20 protein-coding genes and 1 pseudogene are annotated in these 18,456 nt (G+C 74.6%); 6 read left to right on the forward strand and 15 right to left on the reverse strand.

The window, feature by feature from the left end; all coding sequences use genetic code 11:
- Positions 1-39 precede the first annotated feature (39 nt).
- From K353_RS17815 to K353_RS17835, 5 genes are all read right to left on the reverse strand, one after another.
- Positions 40-1,503, reverse strand: coding sequence for a cellulose binding domain-containing protein (locus K353_RS17815; protein ID WP_111554598.1), 1,464 nt, complete (start codon positions 1,501-1,503; stop codon positions 40-42).
- 218 nt (positions 1,504-1,721) lie between these two features.
- On the reverse strand, positions 1,722-3,254 hold the full coding sequence (locus K353_RS17820; RefSeq protein ID WP_111554599.1) for a beta-N-acetylhexosaminidase: 1,533 nt from the start codon (positions 3,252-3,254) through the stop codon (positions 1,722-1,724).
- Positions 3,255-3,339: 85 nt separating this feature from the next.
- Complete coding sequence (locus K353_RS17825; RefSeq protein WP_111554600.1) at positions 3,340-4,182, reverse strand: carbohydrate ABC transporter permease; 843 nt, start codon at positions 4,180-4,182, stop codon at positions 3,340-3,342.
- Entirely contained in the window at positions 4,179-5,093 is a 915-nt protein-coding gene (locus K353_RS17830; protein ID WP_233533648.1) for a carbohydrate ABC transporter permease, read from the reverse strand. The genes K353_RS17825 and K353_RS17830 overlap by 4 nt, the downstream gene beginning before the upstream one ends.
- A gap of 71 nt (positions 5,094-5,164) precedes the next feature.
- Positions 5,165-6,445 carry an extracellular solute-binding protein gene (locus tag K353_RS17835; RefSeq protein WP_111554601.1) on the reverse strand — a complete coding sequence of 427 codons (1,281 nt, stop codon included), beginning with the start codon at positions 6,443-6,445 and terminating at the stop codon, positions 5,165-5,167.
- 270 nt (positions 6,446-6,715) lie between these two features.
- Between K353_RS17835 and K353_RS17840 the strand changes: the two genes are divergently transcribed.
- On the forward strand, positions 6,716-7,564 hold the full coding sequence (locus K353_RS17840; RefSeq protein ID WP_111554602.1) for a GntR family transcriptional regulator: 849 nt from the start codon (positions 6,716-6,718) through the stop codon (positions 7,562-7,564).
- Between the two features lie 95 nt (positions 7,565-7,659).
- On the opposite strand, the gene K353_RS17845 is transcribed toward K353_RS17840, so the two are convergent.
- Complete coding sequence (locus K353_RS17845) at positions 7,660-8,328, reverse strand: maleylpyruvate isomerase N-terminal domain-containing protein (protein ID WP_111554603.1); 669 nt, start codon at positions 8,326-8,328, stop codon at positions 7,660-7,662.
- A 144-nt stretch (positions 8,329-8,472) separates the two neighbouring features.
- Here K353_RS17845 and K353_RS17850 point away from each other — a divergent pair, with 144 nt between their 5' ends.
- Positions 8,473-9,765 (forward strand): MFS transporter, encoded by a 1,293-nt coding sequence (locus K353_RS17850; protein ID WP_199528147.1) that lies wholly within the window; start codon positions 8,473-8,475, stop codon positions 9,763-9,765.
- An 85-nt stretch (positions 9,766-9,850) separates the two neighbouring features.
- Here the strand turns inward: K353_RS17850 and K353_RS17855 are convergent, their stop codons facing one another.
- From K353_RS17855 to K353_RS17865, 3 genes are all read right to left on the reverse strand, one after another.
- On the reverse strand, positions 9,851-10,471 hold the full coding sequence (locus K353_RS17855; protein ID WP_111554605.1) for an isochorismatase family protein: 621 nt from the start codon (positions 10,469-10,471) through the stop codon (positions 9,851-9,853).
- Positions 10,472-10,551: 80 nt separating this feature from the next.
- The gene (locus K353_RS17860) at positions 10,552-11,565 is read right to left on the reverse strand and encodes a GlxA family transcriptional regulator (RefSeq protein ID WP_111554606.1); all 1,014 of its coding nucleotides are present in this window, start codon (positions 11,563-11,565) and stop codon (positions 10,552-10,554) included.
- An 81-nt stretch (positions 11,566-11,646) separates the two neighbouring features.
- Positions 11,647-12,066 carry a helix-turn-helix domain-containing protein gene (locus K353_RS17865; RefSeq protein WP_111554607.1) on the reverse strand — a complete coding sequence of 140 codons (420 nt, stop codon included), beginning with the start codon at positions 12,064-12,066 and terminating at the stop codon, positions 11,647-11,649.
- 88 nt (positions 12,067-12,154) lie between these two features.
- Between K353_RS17865 and K353_RS17870 the strand changes: the two genes are divergently transcribed.
- Entirely contained in the window at positions 12,155-12,979 is an 825-nt protein-coding gene (locus K353_RS17870) for an NmrA family transcriptional regulator (RefSeq protein ID WP_111554608.1), read from the forward strand.
- 267 nt (positions 12,980-13,246) lie between these two features.
- On the opposite strand, the gene K353_RS17875 is transcribed toward K353_RS17870, so the two are convergent.
- Entirely contained in the window at positions 13,247-14,044 is a 798-nt protein-coding gene (locus K353_RS17875) for an MHYT domain-containing protein (protein WP_111554609.1), read from the reverse strand.
- A 141-nt stretch (positions 14,045-14,185) separates the two neighbouring features.
- On the opposite strand from K353_RS17875, the pseudogene K353_RS17880 reads away from it, so the two are divergent.
- Positions 14,186-14,605, forward strand: a pseudogene (locus K353_RS17880) (hypothetical protein); the annotation flags it as partial.
- Positions 14,606-14,787: 182 nt separating this feature from the next.
- On the opposite strand, the gene K353_RS17885 reads toward K353_RS17880, so the two are convergent.
- Positions 14,788-15,111 (reverse strand): hypothetical protein, encoded by a 324-nt coding sequence (locus tag K353_RS17885; RefSeq protein WP_111554610.1) that lies wholly within the window; start codon positions 15,109-15,111, stop codon positions 14,788-14,790.
- Entirely contained in the window at positions 15,108-15,269 is a 162-nt protein-coding gene (locus K353_RS34395; RefSeq protein ID WP_158585429.1) for a hypothetical protein, read from the reverse strand. The genes K353_RS17885 and K353_RS34395 overlap by 4 nt, the downstream gene beginning before the upstream one ends.
- Before the next feature lie 268 nt (positions 15,270-15,537).
- Between K353_RS34395 and K353_RS17890 the strand changes: the two genes are divergently transcribed.
- Positions 15,538-16,176: a gamma carbonic anhydrase family protein gene (locus K353_RS17890; protein ID WP_111554695.1), complete on the forward strand. Its 639-nt coding sequence runs from the start codon at positions 15,538-15,540 to the stop codon at positions 16,174-16,176.
- A gap of 79 nt (positions 16,177-16,255) precedes the next feature.
- Here the strand turns inward: K353_RS17890 and K353_RS17895 are convergent, their stop codons facing one another.
- The 3 genes from K353_RS17895 to K353_RS17905 all read right to left on the reverse strand — a co-directional run bounded on the left by K353_RS17895 (position 16,256) and on the right by K353_RS17905 (position 17,707).
- Entirely contained in the window at positions 16,256-16,570 is a 315-nt protein-coding gene (locus K353_RS17895) for a hypothetical protein (protein WP_146616498.1), read from the reverse strand.
- Between the two features lie 123 nt (positions 16,571-16,693).
- On the reverse strand, positions 16,694-17,176 hold the full coding sequence (locus K353_RS17900; protein WP_111554612.1) for an SsgA family sporulation/cell division regulator: 483 nt from the start codon (positions 17,174-17,176) through the stop codon (positions 16,694-16,696).
- 243 nt (positions 17,177-17,419) lie between these two features.
- Positions 17,420-17,707 (reverse strand): hypothetical protein, encoded by a 288-nt coding sequence (locus tag K353_RS17905; RefSeq protein ID WP_146616499.1) that lies wholly within the window; start codon positions 17,705-17,707, stop codon positions 17,420-17,422.
- A gap of 303 nt (positions 17,708-18,010) precedes the next feature.
- Here K353_RS17905 and K353_RS17910 point away from each other — a divergent pair, with 303 nt between their 5' ends.
- Positions 18,011-18,454, forward strand: coding sequence for a BlaI/MecI/CopY family transcriptional regulator (locus K353_RS17910; protein WP_100834452.1), 444 nt, complete (start codon positions 18,011-18,013; stop codon positions 18,452-18,454).
- Positions 18,455-18,456: the final 2 nt, after the last annotated feature.

Consider the following 18,456-nt stretch of genomic DNA (forward strand, 5'->3'; position numbering starts at 1 on the left):
AACGGCGTGGCGGGGGCGGGGCGCCTGGTGCGGGCGGGGTCAGCTGCCGGGGACGGTGTCCTTGAACGCGGTGCCGGCCGTGCGGAGCGCGGCGACGTTCGTGGCGACCTGGGCGGGGCTGAGCACCTGGTCCTTGACGAAGTACACGTAGTCGACCTGCTGGTCGTACGAGCGCGGGGTGGTGGAGTACTGGCCCGCGAGGTCGATCAGCCAGTGGTTGAAGTCGATGAACTGCGGGGTCTCGGGCAGGTAGGGCTCGCCGTGGGTGGCGACGACCTGGCCGTCGATGTAGTAGGTGATGTTGGTGTTGTCGATGGTGAACTGCAGCAGGTGCCAGCCGTCGTAGGACTGCCGCTGCTCGCCGTGGGTGTTGACGGCGTTCCACGGGTCCGGGTTGTAGGTCTCCCAGCTGGTCTCGTACATGATGTTGCTCTGCTCGCCCCAGCCGCCGTTGGGCAGGTACTCGAAGTCCTCCTCGCTGTAGTTGGGGTCCATCGGGGCGTTGAGCGGGGTGAAGGCGAAGAAGGTCTGGTTGATGTGGTCGCCGTCGGGGCCGCTGTTGGGGGCGTCGGCGAACTTGACCCGGGCCGCGTAGGTGCCGTTCTTGAACTTGCGCGCGGTGGTCTGGATCTCGGTCTCCTTGGTGCCGGAGGCCGTGCCGTCGGTGGTCAGGCGCAGGTTGAGCACCTTGCTGCCGCCGACGGTGGGGAAGGTGACGTCGGCCGGGGACCAGGTGGCGCCGGAGACGCCGGGGCCGCCCTGGCCGGACTTGACGGTCCAGCCGTGCTGCTGGACGGCCGCGTCCGCGCTCGTGTTGTAGGAGAAGTCGTCGAACAGGACGGGCGCGTTCGGGTCGACCGGCGGGGTGGAGGTGGAGCCGGACGGCGACGGCGAGGGGGAGGAGCTCGGCGACGGGGAGGGGTTGTTGCCCGCGGGGGCGGTGCCCCAGATCAGCGCGCCGTCCTCCTGGAGGGTGACCTTCTGCCAGTCGACGTAGCTGGTCTGGGTGCCGCTGAACGAGTAGTCGTCGGACTGGGTGAGGGTCTGCCAGTCGGAGCGGTAGAAGCGCAGCTGCATGTCGCCGGTGGACTGGCCGGGGGCGAGCGAGCCGGCGCCGGCGGTGAAGCCGATCTCCAGGTAGCGGTCGGCGGTGGCGGTGGGGTTGGCCAGGGTGCCAAAGGTGCCGGTGATGTTGCCGCAGCCCTTGACCGCCCAGGAGCAGGCGAAGCGGTAGCTGACCGACGGGCCGTCGGACTTGAAGTAGTAGCGCAGGGTGATCCGGTTGAGCGCGACGGTGCTGCTGCCGGTGTTGGTGACCTGGAGCCAGGGCTCGGTCTGGTCGGCGGTCGCGCCGGAGGCGCTGGTGCGGTACTGGACGCTGAACTTGTCGGCGGCGGACGCCGGGGCGACGGTCAGCGCGGTGGCGGCCAGGCCGGCCGCGGCGATCGCGGCGGCCGTGGCGAGCCGGGCGCGCCGGCTGGTCGTGCGGGGACGTGCGGACACGGTGGTTCCTTCCGTGGGGGGAGGGCGCCCCGCGGTGCGGCGGGGCGGTGGACGTTCCGGCGGTGCACGTGCGGGGTGCGGCCGCGGAGGTGGTCCGCGTGCTGCGGGCGGCTGCTGACGGTGGGTCGGCGGCCGGGTCTGTGGGGGCGCGCGTCCGGGCGCGGGTCCGGGTCGCGCGTCCGGTGCGCGCGCGGGCCGCGGGGCCGGTGGCGGCGCGCTCAGGTGGTGAGCAGTTCGCGTTCGGCGTGGTGGACGCCGAGGGCGGCCAGCCGGGGGCGGTGCGCGGCGAGGGCGGGCAGGAAGTCCCGGACGTAGTCGCTGTCGGGGTTCCAGGCCCGGTCGGCGATGGCGCACAGCCGGGGGTAGGCGAGGTAGTCGAAGTGCTCGGCGGTGGTGACGAACTCGCTCCACAGCTGGGCCTGGGTGCCGAGCACCCGGGCCCGTTCGGCCTCGTCCCAGTGCGCGGGGGCGGCCTGGTGGGCGTGCGCGGTGGCCAGGTCGACGACGTACTCGGCCTGGCCGAGCGGTTCGTCGGGGCGGTCGGACTGCGGGTAGTCGAGGTAGGTGGCGCGGTGCGGGGCCATCACGATGTCGTGGCCGCGCCGGGCGGCGTCCCGGCCGTGCTCGGCGTCCCGCCAGGGCATCACGGTGAACTCGACCGGCAGGGTGGCGCCGTCCGTCTCGGCCCAGCAGATCGGGACCCGGCCGGCGGCCAGCAGGTGCCGGCCGACCTCGCCGAGGAACCAGCCGCGCAGGTGGGCGGGGGTGGTGAGGCCGAGTTCGGCGGCCCGGCGGCGGGCGGTGGGGCTGGTCTCCCACTCGACGGTGGGGCACTCGTCCCCGCCGAGGTGGACGTAGCGGGAGGGGAACAGCTCCGTGGCCTCGTCCAGCACGGCGCGGCAGAAGGCGAGCGCCTCGTCGTGCACGCCGAGCACGGTCTCGCACACGCCCCACTCGGTCCACACGTCGAGCTGCCGCTCGGGGTGGTTGCCCAGGTGCGGGTAGGCGGCGAGGGCGGCCCGGGTGTGGCCGGGCATGTCGATCTCGGGGACGACGGTGACGCCGCGTTCGGCGGCGTACGCCACCAGGTGCCGCAGTTCGGCCTTGGTGTACGCGCCCTGGTGCGGGAGCGCGTCGTAGCTGGTGGAGCCGGCGTGGCCGACCATGCTGCGCTCGCGGCGGGCGCCGATCTCGGTGAGCCGGGGGTAGGCGTCGACGGGCAGCCGCCAGCCCTGGTCGTCGGTCAGGTGCAGGTGCAGGACGTTGAGCTTGTGCAGGGCGATCCGGTCGACGGCGGTGAGCAGGCGGTCGAGGGGCTGGAAGTGCCGGGCGGTGTCGATCATGAACCCGCGCCAGGGGTGCCGGGGCCGGTCGGTGATCCGGACGGCGGGCAGGCTCCACTCGACGCCGGCCACCGGCTGCGCCGAGAGCACCTCGGGCGGCAGCAGTTGGCGCAGCGTCTGCACCGCGTGCCGCAGGCCGGCGGGCCGGGCCGCGAGCAGTGTCACCTGGAACGGGTCCACCGTCAGCCGGTAGCCCTCCTCCCCCAGTTCCCGGTCGTCGGGGGCGAGGACGAGCGCGACGGTGCCGTCCGCCCCGGGGGCCAGCGGCAGGCCGGTCGCGGGGCGCAGCAGGGTGCGCAGCAGGTCGGCGACGGCGGCGGCTTCGCCGGCGGCGCGCACGGTGGTCCGTTCGGTCAGGGTGAACCGTCCGGCAGCGGGAACGAGTTCGACCGGGGTCGGCAGGATCACGGGGTGGTCTTCTTCCGGGGGTAGGGAGGCTGGCGGGCTCTGCGGGCGGTGCGGGCGGGGGCCGGAGCCCGGCGGGCGGTGGGGGTCAGCCCTTGACCGCGCCGGCGGTCATGCCGGTGGTGACCTTGTTCTGGAGGAACAGGAAGACGATCAGGACGGGGAGCATGAACAGGCTCGCGGCGGCCATGGTGGCGCCCCAGTCGGTGCCGAAGACGTTGGCGAAGGAGGAGAGCCAGACCGGGAGGGTGCGGGCGTCCTGGTTCTTGATGATCAGGGTGTTGGCGAAGGCGAACTCGTTCCAGGCGGTGATGAACCCGAACAGCGAGGTGGACAGGAGGCCGGGGGCGAGCAGCGGGAGGGTGATCCGCCGGAAGGCCTGCGGCCGGGTGCAGCCGTCGACCTGGGCGGCCTCCTCCAGTTCGGCGGGGACGGCGGCGAGGAAGCCGCGCAGGGTGACGATGGTGAAGGGCAGGGTGGTCATGAAGTAGACCAGGGTGAGCATGCTGAGGCTGTCGAGCATGTCGGTGTCGCGGGCGATCACGTACATCGGGATCAGCAGCGCCTCCCAGGGCGCCATCTGCGCGGTGAACACCAGCAGCAGGAACGCCCGGCGTCCGCGCCAGCGCAGCCGGCCGACGGCGTACGCGGCGAGCAGGGCGACGATCAGGGAGAGCAGGACGGCGCCGAGGGTGACGTACAGGCTGTTGCGCCAGTAGCCGCCGAAGCCGGGGGCGTGGATCGCGGTGGAGAAGTGGTCGAGGGTGGGGTGCAGCGGGAGGAAGGCGGGGGTGGCGGCCTGGATCTCGGCGGTGGGCTTGAAGGCGGTGACCACCATCCAGTAGACCGGGAAGGCGGCGGTGGCGAGGACGGCGAGCGCGGCGAGGTTGAGCGGCAGCCGGCGCAGTCGGCGGGGGGCGAGGAGCTTCACGCCTCGGCTCCTTCCTGGCGGTGCATCCGCCGGAGGGTGGTGACGAGCGCGGCGAGCAGGATCAGCACGGTGAGCGTGGAGGCCGCGGAGCCGAGGTCGTACTTGTGCAGGTTCTGGGCGATCTGGAAGGCGTAGACGGGCAGGGTGGTGGTGGCGCCGTTGGGGCCGCCCTGGCTGACCACCCATATCTGGGCGAAGCACTTGAAGGTCCAGATCACCTCGAGCGAGGTGACCAGGGCGAACAGCGGTCGCAGCACGGGGACGGTGACCAGGCGGAAGGTCTGCCAGGCGCTCGCGCCGTCGATCCGGGCGGATTCGTAGAGCTCGGCGGGGATGGTGGTGAGTCCGCCGTACAGGGTGAGCGCGGCGAACGGGACGGACTGCCAGACCACCAGCAGCACCAGGACGGTGAAGGTGGCGCCGGAGTGGGCGAACCAGGCGTAGTCGCGGTAGCCGTGCAGTCCCAACTGGTCAAGCGCCCAGTTGACCACTCCGAAACGGGATTGGAAGAGCCACTGGAACACGGTGGTGGCGGCGATCACCGGGGTGGCCCAGACCAGCACCAGGGCGCTCATCACGGCCAGCCGCATCCGCCGGCCGAGCCGGACCAGCATCAGCGCGACGAGCGTGCCGAGGCCGGTGATCAGCACGGTGTTGAGCGCGGTCCAGCCGAGGGTGCGGAGGGTGACGGTCCAGAACTTGGAGTCGGAGAGCAGCTCGGTGTAGTTGTCGAACCCGACGAACGGGGCTCCGCCGCGGATCAGTTGGGCGAGCCGGAAGTGCTGGAAGGAGATCACCAGGTTCCGGGCGATCGGGTAGAGCAGTAGGTACGCCGCGCCCACCAGGGTCGGGGCGATGAGCAGGTAGGGCCGGATCCTGGTGCGGAGCGGCGGTGACGCGTTGGTGGGCACGGCGGGGTGTACTCCTGTTCGACGGTGGTGCGGACCCGGGGGGCCGGCGGGGGCGTGGGGGCCCGGCCGGGTCAATTGCCGCTGAGCGCCTTGGTGATGGCCTCGCTGGCGGTCTTGCCCGCGGCGGCCGGGTCGGCGCCGGTGAGGACCTGGGTCATGTACTGCTTGATCGGGTTGTCGGCCTCGACGGCGGCCCACTCCGGCGAGTTGGGGGTGGCGTGGCCGCTGACCGCGCCGGCGGCCATCGCGGCGGCGCCCTCGTTCCCGCTGAGCACGGAGGCCAGGGTGGTCCGGTTGGGGACGTAGTTCATCTGCTTGGCGATCTCGGTCTGCCACTTGTCGCCGGCCAGCGCCTTGACCACCTCGTAGGCGGCCTGCTGGTGGTGGGAGGATTCCGGGACGATCAGGTCGGAGCCGCCGGTGAACACCGCGCCGGGCTTGTCGGCGCTCTTGCCGGGGATCGGGAAGAAGCCGAGCTTGTCCTTGAGCGCGGGGTTGGCCTTGATGATCGCGTTGGCGCCGCCGGGGGTGGAGATCAACTGCGCGGTGTGGCCCTGGGCGAACACCTCGGCCTGCGGCGGCTTGGCCTCGTCGGCGTCCTTGGGGCCCTTGCCGAGCGCCTGGAGCTGCTGGTAGAAGCCGATCGCGGCCTTGGCCTGCGGGGTGTCCAGGGCGCCCTTCCACTTGCCGTCGGAGCCCTTGGCGGCGAGGTCGCCGCCCTCGTCCCAGAGGAAGCCGGCCAGCACGTACCAGGTCTGGCCGGTCAGGTAGATGCCCTCGTTGCCGCCGGCGTTGAGCTTCTGGGTGTCGGCGATCCACTCCTCGCGGGTCTTGGGCGGGGTGGTGATGCCGGCCTGCTGGAACAGGTCCTTGTTATAGATGACCACGCGGTTGGCGGCGTACCAGGGGATGCCGTACTGCTTGCCGTCGATCTTGCCCGGGTCGGCGAGGCCGGGGATCCAGTCGGAGCCCTTGAGCTCGGCGGTCTTGTCGCTGAGGTCGTGCACGCCGCCGCTGGCCGCGTACTGGGCGACCTGGGTGTTGCCGACCTCGATCACGTCCGGGGCGTCGTTGCTGGCCAGCGCACTGGTAACTTTCTGGCCGATGCCGTCCCACTCCTGGATCTGCACCTTCAGGGTGGTGCCGGAGTGCGAGGACTCGAAGTCGGCCTTGAAGTCCTTCAGGAAGGTGTCGGTGACGCTGTCCTTCATGATCCAGACCGTCAGTTCGGCCGGTCCGGCCGATTCCTGGGAGCCCGAACCGGAGCCGGAGGAACAGGCGGTCAGGGTGGCCGCACCGAGCAGCAGGGCGATCGCGGAGCGCAGGGTGGTCGGAAGTGCGGTGGATCTCACGGTGGGTGCCGCCTCAAGGTGACTGGGGGTGCATGTGGGGGTTGTTCCAAGGAGACCGACTTTTACCAGTAGAGTGAACTGGTCCGGTCGGTGGTAAGAGAAGGTGGCACAGCCGGTGCAGCCCGTCAAGGCCCCCGCATCCACTCCGACCGGCCTCCCACCTGCAAAGGAACCTTCCAGTTCGGGGGTTCCGGCGGCGGGGCGAGCACTGGTAAGGTCCGCGAACTGGTCTGGTATGGTCTGACCAGTTCGGAGCGAAGGGATGGCACGATGGCGACGGATTCGTCCGGCGGGGCGGGATTGAAACGCGATCAGGTCCGGGAGTACCTGCGCGAACTGGTCGAGTCACTGACCCCGGGCGACCCGGTCCCCTCCGAGCGGGTGCTCTGCGCCCAGCTCGGCGTCTCCCGTCCGACGCTGCGCGCCGGGGTGGACGAGCTGGTGGCCGCGGGCCTGCTGGTGCGGGAGCACGGGCGCGGCACGTTCGTCGCCCCCGCCAAGATCGTCCAGGAGCTGACCCCGTCCGTCGGCGGCGACCCGTCCTTCAACGTGCCCAGGGCGTCCGGCAGTTGGACCAGTCAGGTACTGGAGTTCACCCCGCTGCCGGCCGGCGCGGCGATCGGCCGCAAACTGCGGCTGTCCCCCGCCGCGCCGATCCTGCACCTCGTGCTGCTCCGGCTGGTCGACGGCGAGCCGATGGCCATCGAGCACCTGCACATCCCGGCCGACCTGCTGCCCGACCTGGCCCCCGCCGAGCTGGAGCACGGCGACCTCTACCAGCTCCTGGCCGCCCGCGGCGCCCACGTCCACGAGGCCGTCCAGGCCATCGAGCCCACCGTGGTCAACGACCGCGAGGCCCGCCTGCTGACCATCCCCGCCCTCTCCCCCGCCCTGCGCTTCGAGCGGCTCACCAGCGACGCCACCGGCCGCCCCGTCGAGTACACCCACTCGCTCTACCGCGGCGACCGCTACCGCATCGTCTCCCGCATCTCGCTCGCCGACCCCACCCCCGCCGCCCCCGGCGACTCCCGCCACCACCCGGGCATCCCGCCGAACGACCTGACCACCCGCGGCACCGGCCCCACCGTCACCACCGGGGACATCCAGCCGCTGCTCTGACCCGGCCGGAGCCGGACGCGGGGCCCGGCGGGTGCGGACCAGGCCCGGCGACATGGGCGCGGGCGCGGCGTGGGCGCGGCGTGGGCGCGGGGCGGTCAGCCGCGCGGGGCGCTGTACCAGCGCCAGCCGGTGGGCCGTTGGCGGCCCGGCAGGTCGCCCCGGCCGGTGGCCCACAGCAGGGTCGGCCAGGGGTCGGTGCCGGTCGGGGCCGCCGGGAAGAGCCGGGCCAGCACCCGGGCGCTGATCCCGGCGGGCGCCGTCCAGTCCAGGCCCAGGCCGAGCGCCAAGTCCTCGGCGTGGACGAAGAGTTCGACCAGCCCCATGGCGGCGCTGCCCTCCGCGTCCGCCGTCCCGAAGCCGTGGAAGGCGCGGTCCTGGGGGCGGGCCGTGCGGACCATCGCCACCAGCAGCGCCCCGCACGCCTCCAGCACCTGGACCAGTCCCCGCGGCCCGGCCGCCCGCTGGGCGAAGACCACGCTGGTGGGCTTGCCCGGCGCCTCCTGCCGGTAGGCGAACGGCACGTACCCGTCCGCGGGGGGCGACTGCGGCCCGAGCTGGGCGGCGTAGGCGAACAGGTCGTCCGCCAGGTGCTCCGCGGTCTCCCAGCAGCTCCACTCCAGCGTTCCGGCGGGCCGGTCCCAGTCGGCCGCCGCCGCGTCCGGCCCGCTCAGCAGGGCGACGACCAGCCGGACGCCCTCGGCGAGGTCCTCCGGCGTCACCGGGCCGACGTCGGCGGGGTGTTGCGCACGCGCGTGATCAACCATGGGCCGAGCGTACCCGTCGGCCGTCCCGGCCCCGGCCCCGCACCGACGCTACCTCTCGACATCAAGCATCTTGATGTCGAGAGACTTCTCGGGCAGAGTGCTCTCCGTACGGACGGACCACCCTCACACCGGACGGGGAGCACCATGGGCGAGCGGACGCGCGGCGACGGGCTGCTGGAGCAGTTGCGACGGCCACCGGGCGGACGGGACGGGCGGGCGATGCTGCTGACGCTGTTCGTCGACCGCACCGGCACCGGCGTCTGGGCGGCGGCCTGCGTGCTGTACTTCACCGAGGTCGGGCGGCTGACGGCCGCGCAGGTCGGGCTGCTGCTGGGCGTCTCCTCGGTGGCGGGCATTGCGGGGACGCCGCTGGCCGGACGGCTGGCCGCCGCGTGGGGGGTGCGACGGGTGCTGATCGGCTGCCACCTGCTGCGGGTGGCGGCGCTGACGGCGGTGCTGTTCTGCACCGCGTTCACCCCGCTGCTGCTGGTGGTGGCGCTGGCCACGCTCGGCGACCGGGCGGCCCGCGCGATGGAGATGCTGTACGCCACCGAGGTCGCGGGCGAGCGCCGCTCGGCCTACCGGGCGCTGTCGCGCACCTCGATGAACGCCGGGTACGCGGCGGGCGCCGGTCTGGCCGCGCTCGGCCTGGCGGTGGGCACCCCGGCCGCGTACCGGGCGCTGGTGGTCGCCGACGTGGCCTCCTTCCTGGTCGCCGCCGCCCTGGTGGCCACCCTCCGGGAGCCGGGCCGGGCCGCCGCGACCGCCGCGACCGCCGCAACCGGCATCGCCACGGACGGTCCGGCGGTGGCGGCGGGCGGGGCCGCCGCCCCGGCTCCCCGGCCCAACCCCTGGCGGGACGCCGGGTACCTGCGGTTCGTCGCCCTGGACGCGATGCTCACCATCGACGACGCGATCCTCAACGTGGGCCTGCCGCTCTGGCTGATCCACTCCACCCGCGCCCCGCACGCACTGGTCCCGGCCTTCCTGGCGATCAACACCGTGGTCGTGGTGCTGGCCCAACTGCGGGTCTCCGCCCTGGTCAGCACGGCCCGCCAGGCGGTCCGGGTGGTCCCGCTGTACGGGTTCGCCGTCCTGGGCTGCTGCGCCGCCGCCGCCCTGGCCCACCGGACGGGGCCGCTGCCCGCCTCGGCCCTGCTGCTGCTCGCGGCGGTGCTGGTGACGCTGGCCGAACTGATCCGCTCGGTGGTCTCCTGGGAGCTGTCGGTGGCCCTGGCCCCGGAGCGGGCCCGCCCCGAGTACCTGGGGGTGGCGGGCATGGCCCACTCCACCGAGAAGGCCGCGGGCCCGCTCCTGCTCACCGGCGCGGTCCTGGCCACCGGCCCCCTGGGCTGGCTGACCCTGGGCGCGGCCACCACCGCGGCGGCCTACGCCCAACGCCGCTACGGCGCCATCCGGTTGGCCCTCACGCCGTGAGACCGGCGACCGCCCCGGGCCGCACCGAGCGCAGCCAGCGACCGCCGTCGACCCCTCCCCGCGAGGCCCACGGCCGTCCCGGACGTCACCCCACGAGTTCGGCGACCGTCGCGGCCACCGTCCCGTACAGGTCTCCGACGGTGGCCAGCGCGGCGGCGTGCAGGTGGGCCGCCGGTACCACCCGCCCGTCCGGCCCCGGCAGGGACCGGGTCGCGCACGCCTCGGCGACCACCGTCGGCCGCCACCCGCCGCGGAAGGCGCCCTGCGCGGTGAAGGCCACGCACATGTGCGTCATGAAGCCGGCCAGCACCAGGTCGCGGCGCGGCCCGTCCCCGTCCAACTCCTGGAGCACCTCGGCCAGTTCGGTCCCGTGGAAGGAGTCCGGGAAGGTCTTGACCACCACCCGCTCGCCCTCCGCCGGGGCGACCGGCGCGCTGATCGCCCCGATCTCGGCCCGGATGTCGTACGGCGTGCCCGGCCCGCCGTCGTTGACCACGTGCACCACCGGCGCGCCGGCTTCCCGGGCCGCCGCCAGCAGGCGCGCCCCGGCGGCGAGGGCGGGTTCGGCGCCCTCCAGCGCCATCACGCCCTCCCGGTAGGTGTTCTGGTAGTCGATCAGGACCAGCACCGAATCGGCGAGGCGCGGCAGCGCGTCGTCCAGTCCGATCACCGTGCGCAGCGTCGCGGACGCATTTTCCATGCCCATGTCACTCACCCTGTTCTGTCGGGCCCGTGGTCGGGCCCGTGGTCGGATTCTTCGGTCGGGTAAATCGGGAAAAGAGGGGCTCAGGCCCCGTCCACGCCCCGGGTCGCGCCGGGTTCCACCCGGAAGCGCCTGCGGTAGGCGGCCGGTGTGGTGCCCAGGCGGCGGCGGACCGTGCGGTGCAGGGTCTCGACGGAGCCGAGGCCGCTCGCGGCGGCGACCTGTTCGAGCGGCTGGTCGGTGCCCTCCAGCAGCCGCCGGGCGGCCTCCAGGCGCGCGGCCTCGACGTACGCCGCCGGTGTCGTCCCGGTCTCCTGCCGGAAGACCCGGGCGAAGTGGCGTTCGCTCAGGCACATCCGGGCGGCCAGCGCCCGGGCCGAGAGGTCGCCGTCCGGGTGGTCGGTGATGTGCAGGCGCAGTTCGTCGATGTCCCGGCGGGAGGTGGGCGGGCTGCTGAGCGGGACGGAGAACTGGCTCTGTCCGCCCTGCCGCTTGAGGTACATCACCAGCTGCCGGGCCACCGCCATGGCGAGTTCCTCGCCGTGGTCCTCGGCGACGAGGGCCAGCGCGAGGTCCATGCAGGCGCTGATCCCGGCGCCGGTCCAGATCGCTCCGGAGCGGACGAAGATCGGGTCGGGGTCGACCGTCACCTCCGGGTGGTCGGCGGCGAGTTGGGCCGCCGTCGACCAGTGCGTGGTGGCGCGCCGCCCGTCCAGCAGCCCGGCGGCGGCGAGCAGGTGCGCGCCGACGCAGACCGAGGCGACCCGCCGGGCGGTCGGGGCGGTCCGGCGCACCCAGGCGACCACCTCGGGGTCGATCCGGGCCCGGGGCCCGTCGGGGCCGGGCCGGACCGCGCCGGGCACCAGCAGGGTGTCCAGCCGGCCGTCGACCTGGTCGAACGTCAGGTCGACGGCGAGCCGGACGCCGGCCGAGGTGCGCACCAGCCCGTGCTCCGGACCGGCCAGTTCCACCCGGTAGCCGGCCCGGCCGCCGCTCTCCCGGTCGGCCAGCGCGAACACCTCGGCCGGGCCGGTGACGTCGAGCAGGTCGACGTCGGGGAAGACCGCGATCACGACGCGGCGGTTGTTGCTGGGCATGCCCCCATCCTCGACCGCCCGGCGCGGTGTCCGCAATGACACCGTTCTGTCGGATCCGGCCGTCCCCCGGCGCCGGCCGCCTCAGCGGATGTCGTGGTCCGGGTGGGCCAGGTCGTACGCGTGGCGGGCCGCGGCGATGGCGGTGCGGTGGTCGAGCGACCAGTCGGCGAGCGCCTTGACCAGGTGGGTCAGCCCGGCCCCGGTGTCGGTCAGGCGGTAGTCGACCTGGGCCGGGACGGTCGGGTAGACGGTGCGCCGCACGAGGCCGTCGCGTTCGAGCCGGCGCACGGTGAGGGTGAGCATCCGCTGGGAGATGCCCTCGACGGCGCGCTGCAGTTCCCGGAACCGCCGCGGTCCGCCCGCCAGTTCGACGACCACCAGCACCGACCACTTGTCGCCGATCCGGTCCAGCACGTCGCGGATGCCGCAGTCGGGGTGGTCGTGGCGTCCGCAGGGGTCGAGGTCGGCGGGGGTGGTTACCCCGGTGTGCGTGAGTGACACGGAACTGCCTCCTTGTGGCGGGTCGGCGGTGCGGCCGAGGATCAAGCGTAGTTACCGAAGAGAACCACGACGGGAGGCTGGGACGGACATGATCCTGGTGACGGGAGCGAACGGGAACCTCGGCGCGGCCACCCTGGCGGCGCTGCGCGCCCGCAGCGTCGCCGCGACGGGGGGCAGCCGCTCGCCGGGCCCGGGGGCCCGGCGGCTCGACTTCGACGACCCCGCGGGCCTGGACCTCAGCGGGGTGTCGACCCTGGTGCTGGTCTCCGCCGGCTACGCCGAGGACGACCGGGTGGTCGCCCGGCACGCGGCGGCCCTGGGCGCGGCCGTCCGCGACGGCGTCCGCCACGTCGTCTACACCAGCCTGACCACGGCCGGCGACCACCTCGGTTTCGCGCTCGCGCACCGCGCCACCGAACGCCTCGTCCGGGAGAGCGGGCCGGCCTGGACGATCCTGCGCAACGGCCTGTACGCCGAACTCTTCGGCGGCCTGCTGCGCTGGTCCGGGGACGGCGTGGAGTCCGCGTTCGGGGACGGCGCGCTGGCCGCGGTCGCGCGGGCGGACCTCGCCGAGGTCGCGGCACTGGTCGCGGCGGACCCGGCGGCGCACCGCGGGCGCGTCCACGACCTGGTCGGCACGCCGGTCACGGCGGGCCGGGTCGCCGACCGACTCGGGGTGCCGCACCGCACCATCGGCCTGGGCGAGTACCGGCGCAGGCTGCTGGAGGAGACGCCGGGGCTGCTGCCCTTCCAGCCCCCCATGCTCGTCTCGATCGCCACCGGCGTCCGGCACGGCTTCCTGGACGGCACCGACCCCACCCTGACCGACCTCCTCGGCCGCCCCGCCCTCGACCCCCTGGCCGTGGCCGCGACCACCGCCTCCGCCGCCCGCCCGGCGGCGGGCGTCCGGTAGCGGCGCCGAGCGGTCGGGGCGGTCGGGGCCGTCAGATCCGCCGGGTCCGCCGGGTCCGCCAGGTCCTCGAAGGCCGCGTCACCGCCTGCCGCACCTCGGCCGACCGGCACGACCGGCACGCCTGGCACGCCCGGCATCACAGGCACGACCGGCACGCCCGGCGCGGCGGCTGACCGCCCGTCGGGGGCTCCGCTGTACGGCGCGGGGCCCCGGTGCGGGCGTGTCGCCGTCCGCGTCCGGGGCCCCGCGCCGTGTGGGGTGCGGCCGTCAGCGGCGTTCCTGTCCGAACAGGTCGACCCGGATCGGCTCGGCGGCCGGGGTCCGGCCGTCCTCCGGGTCCTGCGGGGAGAGCGCGATCGCGATGCCCGCGACGGCGAGGACGACCATGATGCCGACGGCCAGCGGGAGGATGAACTGCGAGGCGGGGGTGCCGTCGCCGAGCGGGCGGCCGTCGAGGGTGACGGTGACGGCGGCCATCGCGGTGTAGTGCATGGCGACCACCGCGACGCCGGCGATCAGGGCGGCGCCGAGCGCCGAGGGCAGGCCCTTGACGTTCAGCGTCATCCACAGCGCCGCGGTGGCCGCGGCGACGGCGATGGCCACCGAGGCGGCCACCAGCGGGACGGCGTAGGAGACCTCGCCCTCGACCTGCATCGCGGCCATGCCGAGGTAGTGCATGCCGGCGACGCCGCCGCCGGTCAGGACGCCGCCGGCCAGCAGGGTGCCGGTGCCCTTGCCGCGGTAGCCGACGAAGCCGATGCCCAGGCCGACCACGACGACCGCCACCAGCAGGCTGAGCACGGTGAGCGGGATGTCGTAGACCAGGGTGGAGGAGTCGACCATGAAGCCGAGCATCGCGATGAAGTGCATGGACCAGATGCCGCACCCGAACGCCCCGGCCGCCAGCGCCAGCCAGCCGAAGCGCCGGTTCGGGCGCAGCGTCATGGCCCGTGCGGTGCAGCGCAGTCCGATCGCGGCTCCGACGCAGGCGATCAGGTAGGCCACGACCGGGTTCACCCACCCGTACTGGAAACCGTCGAGGTGGGCCGTGGTGCCGTGGTGCATGAAGGATCCGATCGGGAACGACTGCGGGTGCGGGTTTTGCCTCCGAGACAATACCGCCCGGTAGGGATTGGTCCGTACCAGCGCCCCGCCACCCGTCCCGTCCGGACCCTGTCCCGTCCGGTCGTGGCAGGCTTGGTGTCCATGGAGCAGCCCGCCGGAACACCCCGCGTCCCGCACCCGCCCGTGCCGCCGCCGCTGCTGGTGGTGGACGGCGCGAACGTGGTCGGCTCCGTGCCGGACGGGTGGTGGCGGGACCGGCGGGGCGCGGCCGAGCGGCTGCGCGACGCGCTGGTGCCGGTGGCGGCGGCCGGGGTGCCGGGCGTGCCGGGCCCGCTGGCGGTGGTCCTGGTGGTGGAGGGCGCGGCGCGCGGCGTCGGCGGGGTGCCGGAGGTGCGGGTGGTGTCGGCCCCGGGCAGCGGGGACGACCGGATCGTGGAGCTGGTCGCCGCCGAGTCCGCCGCCGCGCCGGGTCGCCGCCTGCTGGTGGTGACGGCCGACCGCGAGCTGCGCGGGCGGGTCGCCGCACTGGGCGCGGAGCCGCTGGGCCCGCGCACGGTGCGCGGCAGCGGCAGCGGCAGCGGCAGCAACGACGGCGACGGCGACGGCGGCGTCAGCGGCAGGAACACCGGCCGGGGCAAGGGCCGGACGGACGGTGCGCGCGACGGCTGACACCGCGCCAGGAACTTTGCCTCACAGGCAAAGTGAGCCGCCGTCGAGGAGGTGACGGGGCCTCAGGGAAGACCTCAGGCCAGCCTGGTCCGGGTGGCGGCCGGGCGGGTGCGGCCGCGGGAGCTGACGGCGGGTCTGGTGGGGCGGCGGTCCGGCCTGGCGGGCCGCCCGTCGGCGGCCGGGGCGGGGCGGGCGGCGAGCGCGGCCTTGAGCGCGCGGACGGCCAACAGGACGGCGACGGCGGCGAGTTCGGCGGGTTCGACGGCACCCCGGGCGGCGGCGGCGCGCTGGCAGGCCGAGCACCAGACGGAGCTGGCCCGGCCGCCGTCGGGGTAGTCCAGGCCGAGCGGCACCAGGTAGTGGCAGCCGCAGTCCTGGCAGACGAAGAGCAGCCTCATCGCTGCACCACCCCCGAGCCGCCGCACACCGAGCACGGCGACCAGTACCTGCGCTGCACCGGTCGCTGTCCCCCGCGCTGGTCGGTCTCCACCGAGTGCTCCGTCTTCTCCGTTCCGCGCGCCCCGCCGCAGCCGGGGCAGGTCTGCTGCTCAGCCATCGGTCACCTCCAGACCACAGACCGTAGCGCGCCGATCCCGTCCGCGACAGCGGTTCGCCACCGGACCACCCCCAAGCTTTGCCCGTACGCCCGAACGCCGCCCGGCACCTGCGTGCACTTCCGGCCCAGGGGGCGCGGGCGGCCACCGGGGGCGCGGGCAGCGGGGAAAGCGCGCCGGGCGGGTGTCGGGGCGCGCCGCGGGCGGCGGTGTGCGCCGGGTCCGATCCCCGTCGGCGGGGCGGGCCCGCGGTGCGCGATGATCACGGCCATGACCACGAACCCGCCGGGCATCCGGATCGAGCACCGCGGCGCTGTCCCGCAGGTCCACCCCACCGCCTACGTCGCGCCGACGGCCACCCTGGTCGGCGACGTCCGGATCGGCCCGCGCGCCCGGGTGATGTACGGGGCGGTGCTGGACGCGGAGGGCTCCCGGATCGAGGTCGGCGAGGCGACGGTGGTGTGCGAGAACGCGGTGCTGCGCGCCTCCGCCGTCGCCGCCGACCGGCCGGTCCTGCTCGGCGACCGCGTCTTCGTCGGCCCGCACGCCACCCTGCTGGGCTGCACCGTGCGGCGGGCCTGCTACCTGGCGAGTTCGGTGCACGTGCTCCAGGGGGCCGTGGTGGGCACCGGCTCGGTGGTCGCGGTCGCGGCCCTGGTGCACGCCCGCACGGTGCTGCCCGAGGAGTACTTCGTCCCGCCGTACACCATGGCCGTCGGCGACCCGGTGCGGCTACTGGCCCCGGGCGACCCCGAGGTGCCGCAGGTGCTCGGCCGGCTCGGCTTCGCGGCCACGGCCTTCGGGGTCGACGCCTCCTGGACCGACCGCGTTGCCCGGCACGAGCGGATGGCCGAGGTCCGCGCGGCGGAGTTCGCGGCGCACCTGGACGACCGCCCCGCAACCGGCTGACCGGCCGGACCGGCCGACCGGCTGATCCTGTGTCCCGCCCGGGCCGTCCGCCCCGCCCGCCGCGCCCGGGCCGGACGGGTCAGGACGCCGGACGGCCGCGCGCCGGACGCGGCCAGTCCGCGGGGGACGCCTCGACGTCGTTGCCGCGCACCCAGACCGTGGAGACCCCGAGCAGTCGGCGCATCACCGCGAAGCCGCCCTCCCAGCCGCCGGGCAGCCGCAGCCGGCCGGAGCGGACGGTCCCGGCGCTGAACCGGGTGTCCCCGCTCTCCAGCATGCCGGTCCAGCCGGGCAGGCCCACGTCCGGGACGTTGCCGGTCAGTTCGGCCTGGACCGGGATCTCCAGTCCGTCGGCCAGCAGCAGGGCGGGGCCCCGGTACACGGGTGAGGTCATGCCTAGAGGGTGCGGGAGGCCCCCGAAACCGCGCAAATCCCGCAACCCGGACGGAGCGGGCCCGGCGGGGCCGCTCGGCGGACGGAAACCCCCCGCGCCACCCGTCCGGGTCGGCACGGCGGCTCACCCGCCGTCCCCGTCGTCGTCCTCCCTCAGCAGCCGCTCGACCAGCCCGTCGAGGTCGACGTGCTCCTGTTCGCAGCCGACCGGGACGACGCACTCGGTGCGCCGCAGGAAGTCGCGCAGGGTCCGGGCGGGCAGGCGGAGCAGGGCGTCGGCCTCCTCGCCGCGCAGGGCGAGCAGGAGGTGTCCGCGATCGGGGCCGTGGCCGGGCGCGACGGACATGTCGCCGAAGCCGGCGGGGCGCGTCAGGCCGGCCAGCAGGACGTCGCGGGAGAGCGACCAGATGACGGGGTCGGGCAGGTCGACGTGGCTGTCCAGGTGGACGGTGTAGGGCTCGTCGGCGCCGTAGCGCAGCCGGGCGACGACGGGGACGTGCAGTCCGGGCGCGACGACCACCTCCAGGACGAGGTACCGGACGACCCGGACGGCGCTGTCGCGCTGCGGCGGGACCTGCGGCTCCCCGGGCGCCTCCTCCGGGTTCACCGGGCCCCGCCGCCCCGGGTCCGGAACCGCCGGGAACCACGGAACCACCGGGAACCGCAGCGCCGCCGAGAAGCACGGAGCCGCCGAGAACCGCAGAGCCGCCGGGGGCTGCGGCGAAACGATTCTTCACTTGCTGAGCAGCGACCCGCTGCGCGCCGCAGCGCCTCTCGAACGTGCACGCCAGGACAACGACGCCGGGCGCGTTCGGTGACACCCCGGCCGTTCCGCCCCCGAACGGGCCCGCTACGCCCGGGCGAGCCGGCGGGCCAGCTCCTCCAGGTAGGCGTCCCCGTACGCGTCGGCCAGGTCGTCCAGGTCGATCATCGGGGGGATGTCGATGACGGGCTGACGCTCGACCAGGAACGCCACCGTCTCGTGCACGATCCGCCGCTCGTCGCCGTCGGCGAGGCCCGGCCGTTCCAGCACCGCGTCGGTGACCCGGACCCGCGTGGCGGCCCCGACCGGGCCGTCCTCGACCCGGACCAGGTACTCGCGGTCGCCCAGGGGCTCCACCCGGATGTCAACTGCCATGGCGCGGGCCGTCCTTCCGTCGGTGCTCAGCCGGTGCTCGGCCGTGCGGCGGTGCCGACGCCGCGTCACCTGCCGGTTCCGCCGACGGGGCACCAACCGTTCCCCACCTTACGGCCCGCCCGCCGAAGGCCCGCGCAGGCCCGCGCCCCGGTGGCAGCCGGTATCGCCGCACGTCCGCCGGGCGCCCGCCGGGCGCTTGACGAATTCTTTACCCGACGCCCGGCGCGGCCGGACCCGCCCCTAGGATGGGAGGACGAACTGTCCGAGTCGGGCGCGGGCGGCCGTGCCGGAGGGAGTCTCCCCATGGAGTTGGCGGGCGTCGACCCGGAACACGGCGGGGGCGACGAGAGCGGGCGTCCGCGCCGTCGCGGGCAGGGCGAGCTGGCGACCGAGGTGCTGTCGGTGCTGCACCGGGCACCGGGGCCGGTGACGGCGTCCTGGGTGCAGGAGCAGCTGGGCGGCGAGCTGGCGTACACCACCGTGATGACCATCCTGTCGCGGCTGCTGGCCAAGCAGGCGGTGGTGCGCAGCCGGGCGGGCCGGGCGTACGTGTGGTCGGCGGTGGCGGACGCGGCGGGGCTGACGGCCCGCCGGATGCGCCGGCTGCTGGACACCGAGCCGGACCGGGACGCGGTGCTGGCCTCGTTCGTGACGGCGCTGACGCCCGAGGACGAGCAGCTGCTGCGGTCGCTGCTGAACGCGGCGGAGCCCTCCCCGGGGGCCGGGGGCCGGGACGACGGGCGCTGAGC

It is taken from the genome of Kitasatospora sp. SolWspMP-SS2h (genome assembly GCF_003259315.1).
GTDB lineage: Bacteria > Actinomycetota > Actinomycetes > Streptomycetales > Streptomycetaceae > Kitasatospora > Kitasatospora fiedleri.